Raw genomic sequence first — 7302 nt, 5'->3', positions numbered from 1 at the left:
GCTGCTCGTCGTCTGCAACCTCGGCGCGGGCACGCACGACCTCGCGGAGCTGCTGCCGGAGGCGCCGGCGGCGGAGGGGGGGGGCGGCGCCCCCCCCCCCCCCGCCCCCCCCCCCCCGGTGCCGCATCGCGGGCCCTCTCCTCAGCCATGCGATGTCCCGTCCCCGACGCCCCCCGGCGGGAGGGCCGGCGTACCGCCGGCGAGGGCGGACGCCCCGGTCGAGTGGTGTCCGCGCGGGCCGACGAACAGCGCGACGCGCCCGCCCGGCGCCGTGACCGCGCCCATGCCGTGTCCTCCGCCCGACGACGCGCCTCGCGTCCACGGAGGTGGGGGAGGGCTCACGTCCCCCCGGCGCGGGCCGGGACCGTCGTCGCCCCCACGCGTCCCGAGCCCGTCGCCGGTCATTCGGCGGCTCACCCGCGACCGGTCAGGCGGTAGTACTTGTGCGGACTGCGCCGGCGGATGAGCGCCGCGGCGCCGGGGACCATCGTCACCCGCGCGGGGACCCCGACGACCGGGATGCCGTTCATCTCCTTGTGGCGGGTGAGTCCCTCGTCCTCCCGGGCGTGCAGGCCGTCCACGACCTCCGTGATGGTCCCGGCTCGGCGGCAGGCGTGGAGGAACTCGTAGTGCAGGCCCGTGGCCACGTTGGACCGCAGTGCCCACGTCGCGACCACGCTGGTCGCCGCGTAGGCCGTGCCGTCCACCGCGTGCCCGGTCAGGTACCCGCCCAGTCGCCCGTCGACGATGCCGGCGAGGACGACCCCCGTGGCCGGCGCGACCAGGTGCTCCACGGAGGTGAGGTAGGCGCTCCGACTCGGCAGTGTGCCGTACCCGGTGCGCTGGTGCGCTGAGACGAGCACCTCGTAGCCCTGCTCGCGCAGCAGCGACGGTCCTGTGAGCTCGACGAGGTGCGTGCGCTCGCGGGCCTTCCGGAGAGCGTGCCGGCGCGTCTTGGGCAGCGACGTCTCGTCGAAACCGCCGAGATCGGGGATCAGGTGGGTCGGGATGGCCGCGTTGGCGGCGGAGCAGTCGGCCTCGGTGAGGCGCGCCTGGAACCCCCAGCACGCCATCGTCGGACGGGTCGCCTCCCGGGCGGACAGGCGGGCCATGTCGTGCACCGGGCGGTAGAAGCCGGGCTGGAGCTGCTGCCAGAAGCGGCCACGGTGTCGGACGATGCGCCGCCCGCGGGCGCGGAGGTGGTCCGCCCAGGTGGCCTCGACCAGGTCCGGGACACGGCACTCGCCGGCGTCGCGCAGGTCCGGCAGGGTCCGCACGTCCAGCCGTGCCGCCATCGTGGCTCCTCCTCGCGTCGGTCGGCGGTCACGATGTCACCGTCACCGGGCACGGTGGGGGCATCGGAGCGCGCCGATGCTGGTCACCGGCGGGGAGGGCGAGGTGATACTGACCCATGGGGTGGGATCTGGAACTGCTCCGGGTCATCGCGGACCACCGTGTCGGCTGGGCGGATGCACTGACCCGGGGGCTCATGACCGTGGGCATGAGCCCGCTGACCTACCTGGCGGCGCTCCTCCTCTGCGTGGTCTTCGCCTGGGTGTTCTCCGCATGGCGGGCCTCGGGTGCCGCCCTGCTGGCCGCCGTGCTGGCGGTGGCGGCCGCGGACTTCGCCAAGCACCTGGTGGAGCGCCCGAGACCACCGGCCGACCTCGCCCTGGTGGCCAGTGACGGCCTGGCGATGCCCTCGTCGATCGCGGCCATGACCTCGGCGGCGGCACTGCCGGTGGCAGTGGTGTGTCTCCGCATGACCACCGGGGTCGGGCGGGTGATCGCGGCGACGCTCCTCGCCGCGACCGTCGGCACGGGACTGGCCATGGTCTACCTCGGGGCGCACTGGCTGAGTGACGTCCTCGTCGGCTGGCTCCTGGGCGGCGCCGTCGGGATCGTGGTCCTCGCGCTGGTCAACTGGATCCGTCTGCCACGGAGGTCGGCGACCGGTTGAGCGCTCTGTGGCCGGATGCGTCCCGGCGCGCCTGTCCGCGGGACCTAGGACGGCAGGCGGAGGTGCTCGGCGAAGGTGCGCGGCGGGCGGCCGAGCAGCGCGGTGAGCACCCGCGGGCTGCCGGTGAACCCGTGCGCGCGGTACTCGGCGAACATCGCCCGCAGGCAGCGGCGGGCATAGCTGCCGTCGTCGGCCGGCGGGTCGGTGTCGACGGCGGTGACGTCGCGGCCGAGGTGCGCGCCGGCCAGCCGGGCCAGGTCCGGCGCGGTGAGCTCCTCGGGGCCGGCCGCCTCGAAGGTGCCGCTGTCCAGGCCGTCCCCGGTGAGCAGCACGGCGGCGGCCTCGGCGACGTCGCGCAGGTCGACCAGCGACTGCGCGCGCTCCAGGCCCCAGGCGCTGCGCAGCTCACCCGACCGCGCGGCCGCGGCGACGGCGTCGTCGAGGTTGTCGGCGTAGGCGCACGGCTGCAGCACCCGCCAGCGGGCACCGGTCCCGGCGACGACGGAGTCGAGCGCCTCCTCCACCCGGTCCTTGGCGGCGTGGTGCGGCATCGACCGCGCCTGCGGGCGCAGCACCGAGTGGTAGACCAGCCGCCGCACGCCCGACCGGGCCGCCGCGCGCAGCACCGCAGGGGCGCCGCCGGCCTCGGCCGGGTCGAAGTTCGGCCAGATCAGGTACAGCGCGTCGGCGCCGTCGAGCGCGGCCGACGGGTCGCCGGTGAGGTCGGCGGCGACGACCTCGGCGCCCAGCGCCTCCAGCTCCGGCCGCGGCCGCGGGGACGCGACGACGGCGCGCACCTGCTCGCCGCGGTCCCGCAGCGCCCGGACGACGGCGGTCCCGGTGGCCCCGCCCGCGGCGGTCACGACGATCACTCGCCCGACCATAGAGCGGGCCGGGACGGGCTCAGGCGGGTGTCGCCGGGTCCGGCGGGACGGCGGCGGGCACGTCGACCGGTCCGGCGGCGGCCGGGCGCGGGCTGTCCTGCGGGTGCAGGCGCACGGCCACGAGCGCGACGTCGTCGTCGGGGTGGTCGTCGACCATGTGCTCGACCAGCAGGTCGCAGGTCTCCTGCAGCGGCCGGCCGGCGAGCGCGGCCAGCGTCTCGACGAGCCGGGCGGTGCCGCTGTCGAGGTCGCCGTCGCGGCGCTCGACGAGACCGTCGGTGTAGAGCAGCACGGTGTCGCCGCGGCGGAGCTCGAGGACCGACTCACGCCGCTGCCGGGTGGGGTCGACGCCGAGCAGCAGGTCGGCGCGCTCGGGCGCCAGCACGCTCACGCGACCGTCGGCGTGCAGCACCAGTGGCGGCGGATGGCCGGCGTTGGCCCAGCGCAGCCGGGTGACGCCGCGCACGATCTCCTCCGGGGTCTGCTCGAGGCGTGCGACGGCGGCGGTGACGAGGGTGCCCAGCCGCAGCAGGTCCATGGCGCGGTCGAGGTCGGCGAGGACGTCGGCGGGGCCGGCGCCGGTGCCGAGGGCCACCCCGCGCAGCAGGCTGCGCAGCTGGCCCATCGTGGCGGCCGCGGCGGTGTCGTGGCCGGCGACGTCGCCGATGACCAGGGTCGTCGCCCCCTCGGCGGTGAGGAAGGCGTCGTACCAGTCGCCGCCGACCGCCGCGGCCTCGGCGGCGGGGTGGTACCGCACGACGATCTCGGCGTGGTCGGGCTCCGGCGGCGCGGTGAGCATCGAGTGCTGCAGCTCCAGCGCGAGGCGCCGCTGGGTGCCGTAGAGGCGGGCGTTGTCGAGGGCCATCCCCACCCGGTCGGCGACGTCGCGCAGGGTGGTGACCTCCTCCGCCGTCGGCGTGCGCCCGTCGGTGTAGAGCAGGGAGAGCAGGCCGAGCGTGTGCCCGCGACCGCGCAGGGGGAGGGCCACGGCGGCACTGGGGGCGAGGGCCGTGAGGAGGTCGCGGGGCCTACCGGGCGGGGTGGTGGCCAGCGCCTGCGCGCCGGTCAGCTGCAGGACCTCACCGGTGGCGAGGGTGCGGGTGACGGCGGGGATGGCGGCGAGCGCCGCGGCCCGGGCGGCGGCGTAGTCCTGGAGCGGCTCGCGGGCGGCGGGGTCGGCGTGCCAGGAGCTGACGCCCTGGGGGTGGCCGTGCTGGTCGAGGACGCTGACGATGCAGGCGTCGGCGAGGGCGGGGACCACCAACCGCGGTACCTGCCCGGTGGCGACATCGGCGTCGAGGGAGTCGGCCAGCTCGGTGCTGATGCGGGCGACGGTCGCCACCCGCTCGGCGGTGCGGTGCAGCTGCTCCTGGACGCGCAGCCGCTCGGTGACGTCGAGGAAGTACACCGACAGGCCCTCGGGGGTCGGCCAGGCGCGGACCTCGTACCAGCCGTCGAGCGGCGGTGGGTAGTAGGCGTCGAAGGAGACCGGCTCACCGGTCTCGACCGCGCGCCGGTAGCTCGTCTCGAAGACCGAGCCCGCCGCGGCCGGGAACGCCTCCCAGATGACCGCGCCGACGAGCTGCTCCCGGCTGACGCCGAGCAGCCGCTCGCCCTCCGCGTTGACGTGGGCGAAGCGCCAGTCGGGGGTGAGGGAGTAGAAGCCGGCCGGCATCGCCTCGAGGACGCGGGCCACCGCCAGCTCGGTGCCGCGCTGCTCGGTGACGTCGGAGGCCGCGCCGAGCAGCCGGGCGGACCGCCCCCGCGTGTCGGTGAGGGTGCGGCCGCGGGCGGAGATCCAGCGGAGGACGCCGCCGGGCAGCACGATGCGGTACACGGAGGCGAAGTCGCTGCCGGTGTCGAGGGCGTGCTGCAGGCCGGCGAGGACGTCGTCGCGGTCCTCGGGGTGGACGCGGGCGGCGAAGCTCGCCAGAGTCCGGTCGAAGCCGGTGTCGGTGTAGCCGAAGAGCTCGACCAGGCGGTCGTCCCAGTCGAGGGTGCCGGTGACCGGGTCCCAGTCCCAGGTGCCGATGCCGGCGGCGTCCATCGCCAGCTCGTTGCGCAGGGCGGCGGCGATCTCGTCGACGTGCTGCTGCGCGGGGTGCCGTGCGGCCCCGGTCGGGGTGTCGACCGGCCCCGGCTGTCCTGCGTCCTTCACGGCACCTCTCCTGGTCCCGGCCCCACCGGGTCCCGCGTGACCACACCCGGGCGCTCGAGGAGGTCGGGACACAGGTGTACCGGAACGGTCGGTTGCGTGCAATCGACACCGGCGGACATCACATCGCTCCTCGGCCGTCGTGCGCTCGCCGGCCACGATCGGTGACGTGTGGTCGTCCTCGTCCACCGGTGCGGGAGCCGGTCGGCTGGTGGAGGAGGACGCTGGAGGCGTGCGGGGGCGCGGACCCCTCGCTGCACCCCGTGCGGGTGTGCTCGTGCGTCACCGCGGGGGCCGGAGTCGGGCTGGAGGAGCGGTGCCGTGGTGGGCGTGGGTGCTCGTGGCCTGGGTGGTCGTCGTCGGGCTGGGGATCCTCCTGGGTGTGGTCATCCGGGTCGCCGACCGGCGTGACGTTCCGGACGACGAGCGGGGCGCGGAGTCCGAGGCGGATGGCGACGGACACCGCTGAGGTGCCACCGTGCTCTCCCCGTCGCGGACCACGACTCCGATCAGCGCACGCCGCGGTGGCGGACGACGGTGTCGGGACCGGCCGAGGGGGCGATGGGCAGGCCGAGGGGTGCGCGTCGGAGGACCTCCGCGGCGGTGACGTCGTCCTCGGGCACCGCGATGCCCACGCCGGCGAACAGACCGGTTGACCTGAGATCCGCGACGCCGGCGACGCGGCGGGGCGCTCAGCCTCGGCACGGTGGGCCGAGCCGTCGAGCAGGACGGTGAGCTGCGCGAGGCCGGAGCGGCCGAGCCAGGCTGCGCCGCGCAGCGACCGGGCGACGACGGCCCGGTGACGACGCAGGGCTGGACATCCCCGTGCCCACCGGCGCAGGATGCCGCGGCCGACGACGCACGAGGGCAGGAGGCCGGCGGTGGCACCGACGAGCGAGGGGGCTCCGACGGCGTACCGCCGCTACGCGGCGCTCGACGGGCTGCGCGGACTGGCTGCCCTGGTGGTGGTCGTCCACCACGTCCTGCTGATCACCCCGCCACTGGACGGGCAGGACGGCGACGTGCCGCTCTGGGCCTGGTCGCTCACCCACACGCCGCTGCACCTCCTCTGGGCCGGTGACGAGGCCGTCGTCCTGTTCTTCGTGCTCTCCGGCTTCGTGCTGACCCTGCCCTTCGACCGGGAGGGCCGGCCGTCCTGGCTGGCCTACTACCCGCGCCGGGTCGTGCGGCTCTACCTGCCCGCGCTGGTCAGCCTGGGCTTCTCCCTGCTGACCATGCTGCTCGTCACCCGGCGGCACGTCGAGGACTCGAGCGCCTGGCTGGACGCCCACGTCCTGCCGATCACGTTGTCCGACGTCGGCCACGACGCGGCACTGCTCGCCGGCACCGGTTGGTACGACTCGCCGCTGTGGTCGCTGCAGTGGGAGGTGGCCTTCTCCCTCTTGCTGCCGGTGTACCTGCTCGGCCGGCGGTTCCGTCACCTCGCCTGGCCGCTCGCTGCCGTCGCCGCTCTGCTGTCGGTCGTCGGGGCGCAGGTGCAGGTCGACGCCCTGCACCACCTCCCCGTCTTCGCCGTCGGGGTCTTCATGGCCCTCGGCCGGGCGCAGCTGGCGGATCTCGGGCGGCGTGTCCGCGGGGCCTGGTGGTGGGTGCTCGACGTCGCGGCGGTCCTGCTGGTGACCGGCGCCTGGACGGTCGACCTCCCGGGCACGGGCGAGGGGCTGCTCCCCATCGTGGGCTCCGCGCTGACGATCTTCCTGTTCCTCGAGCAGCGCGGCGCCGTCCGGTTCGGCTCGTGTCGGCCCGTGCACTGGGTGGGCGTGCGGTCGTTCAGCCTCTACCTGGTGCACGAACCGATCGTGGTGGCCGTCGCCAACGCCCTGGACAGCAGCGACCCACGCATCGTCCTGGCCGTGTCGCTGCCGTTGTCCCTCCTCGTCGCTGCGCTGTTCTACCGGGCTGTCGAGCGACCGTCACACCGGCTGGCCAACGCGCTGGGTCGGCGTCTCGGGGACCGTCCGCGGCCGGTGGTGCGCGAGGAGGCCCGGGCCGGGGCCGACGTCCGTCGGGAGGCCGAGGCGGGCTGACACGCCCGCGGGTCCCGACGTCGACGTGCGACCTCAGAGGTCGACGGGATCGCACCGCAGCCGTCGTTCGTTGCGAGGTCGAGGAGCCGCGTCGGTGCGGCTGGGAGGAGTCCGGGATGCCGTGGTGGGTCTGGCTCCTGCTCGTCTGGGCAACGGGGGCCGTGGTGTTCGCCGCGGTCCTCGGCCGGGCGACCCGGTTGGCGGACGCCCGGGACTGGGTCCGCCGAGGGCGACCCGATCGGCGGTCGGGCCCCC

Annotated in this window: 7 protein-coding genes; 3 read left to right on the top strand and 4 right to left on the bottom strand. The window is 75.7% G+C overall.

What is annotated here, in order from left to right:
• Window positions 1-413: 413 nt before the first annotated feature.
• A complete protein-coding gene (locus ACI78R_RS18255) occupies window positions 414-1295 on the bottom strand; it encodes a hypothetical protein (RefSeq protein WP_457041774.1) in 882 nt (293 codons plus the stop codon).
• Between the two features lie 206 nt (window positions 1296-1501).
• On the opposite strand from ACI78R_RS18255, the gene ACI78R_RS18250 reads away from it, so the two are divergent.
• Window positions 1502-1960: a phosphatase PAP2 family protein gene (locus tag ACI78R_RS18250; protein ID WP_457041773.1), complete on the top strand. Its 459-nt coding sequence runs from the start codon at window positions 1502-1504 to the stop codon at window positions 1958-1960.
• A gap of 44 nt (window positions 1961-2004) precedes the next feature.
• On the opposite strand, the gene ACI78R_RS18245 is transcribed toward ACI78R_RS18250, so the two are convergent.
• Together ACI78R_RS18245 and ACI78R_RS18240 are read right to left on the bottom strand one after the other, a co-directional pair.
• Entirely contained in the window at window positions 2005-2832 is an 828-nt protein-coding gene (locus ACI78R_RS18245; RefSeq protein WP_457041772.1) for an SDR family oxidoreductase, read from the bottom strand.
• A 31-nt stretch (window positions 2833-2863) separates the two neighbouring features.
• Window positions 2864-5002: a SpoIIE family protein phosphatase gene (locus ACI78R_RS18240; RefSeq protein WP_457041771.1), complete on the bottom strand. Its 2139-nt coding sequence runs from the start codon at window positions 5000-5002 to the stop codon at window positions 2864-2866.
• Window positions 5003-5315: 313 nt separating this feature from the next.
• On the opposite strand from ACI78R_RS18240, the gene ACI78R_RS18235 reads away from it, so the two are divergent.
• Window positions 5316-5468, top strand: a complete 153-nt coding sequence (locus ACI78R_RS18235; RefSeq protein WP_457041770.1) for a hypothetical protein — start codon at window positions 5316-5318, stop codon at window positions 5466-5468.
• A 40-nt stretch (window positions 5469-5508) separates the two neighbouring features.
• On the opposite strand, the gene ACI78R_RS18230 is transcribed toward ACI78R_RS18235, so the two are convergent.
• Window positions 5509-5634, bottom strand: a complete 126-nt coding sequence (locus ACI78R_RS18230; RefSeq protein ID WP_457041769.1) for a hypothetical protein — start codon at window positions 5632-5634, stop codon at window positions 5509-5511.
• A 246-nt stretch (window positions 5635-5880) separates the two neighbouring features.
• On the opposite strand from ACI78R_RS18230, the gene ACI78R_RS18225 reads away from it, so the two are divergent.
• Window positions 5881-7047 (top strand): acyltransferase family protein, encoded by a 1167-nt coding sequence (locus tag ACI78R_RS18225; protein ID WP_457041768.1) that lies wholly within the window; start codon window positions 5881-5883, stop codon window positions 7045-7047.
• Window positions 7048-7302 lie beyond the last annotated feature (255 nt).

Source organism: Geodermatophilus sp. SYSU D01106, from assembly GCF_054049995.1.
This window is presented reverse-complemented; position numbering and strand designations above follow the sequence as displayed.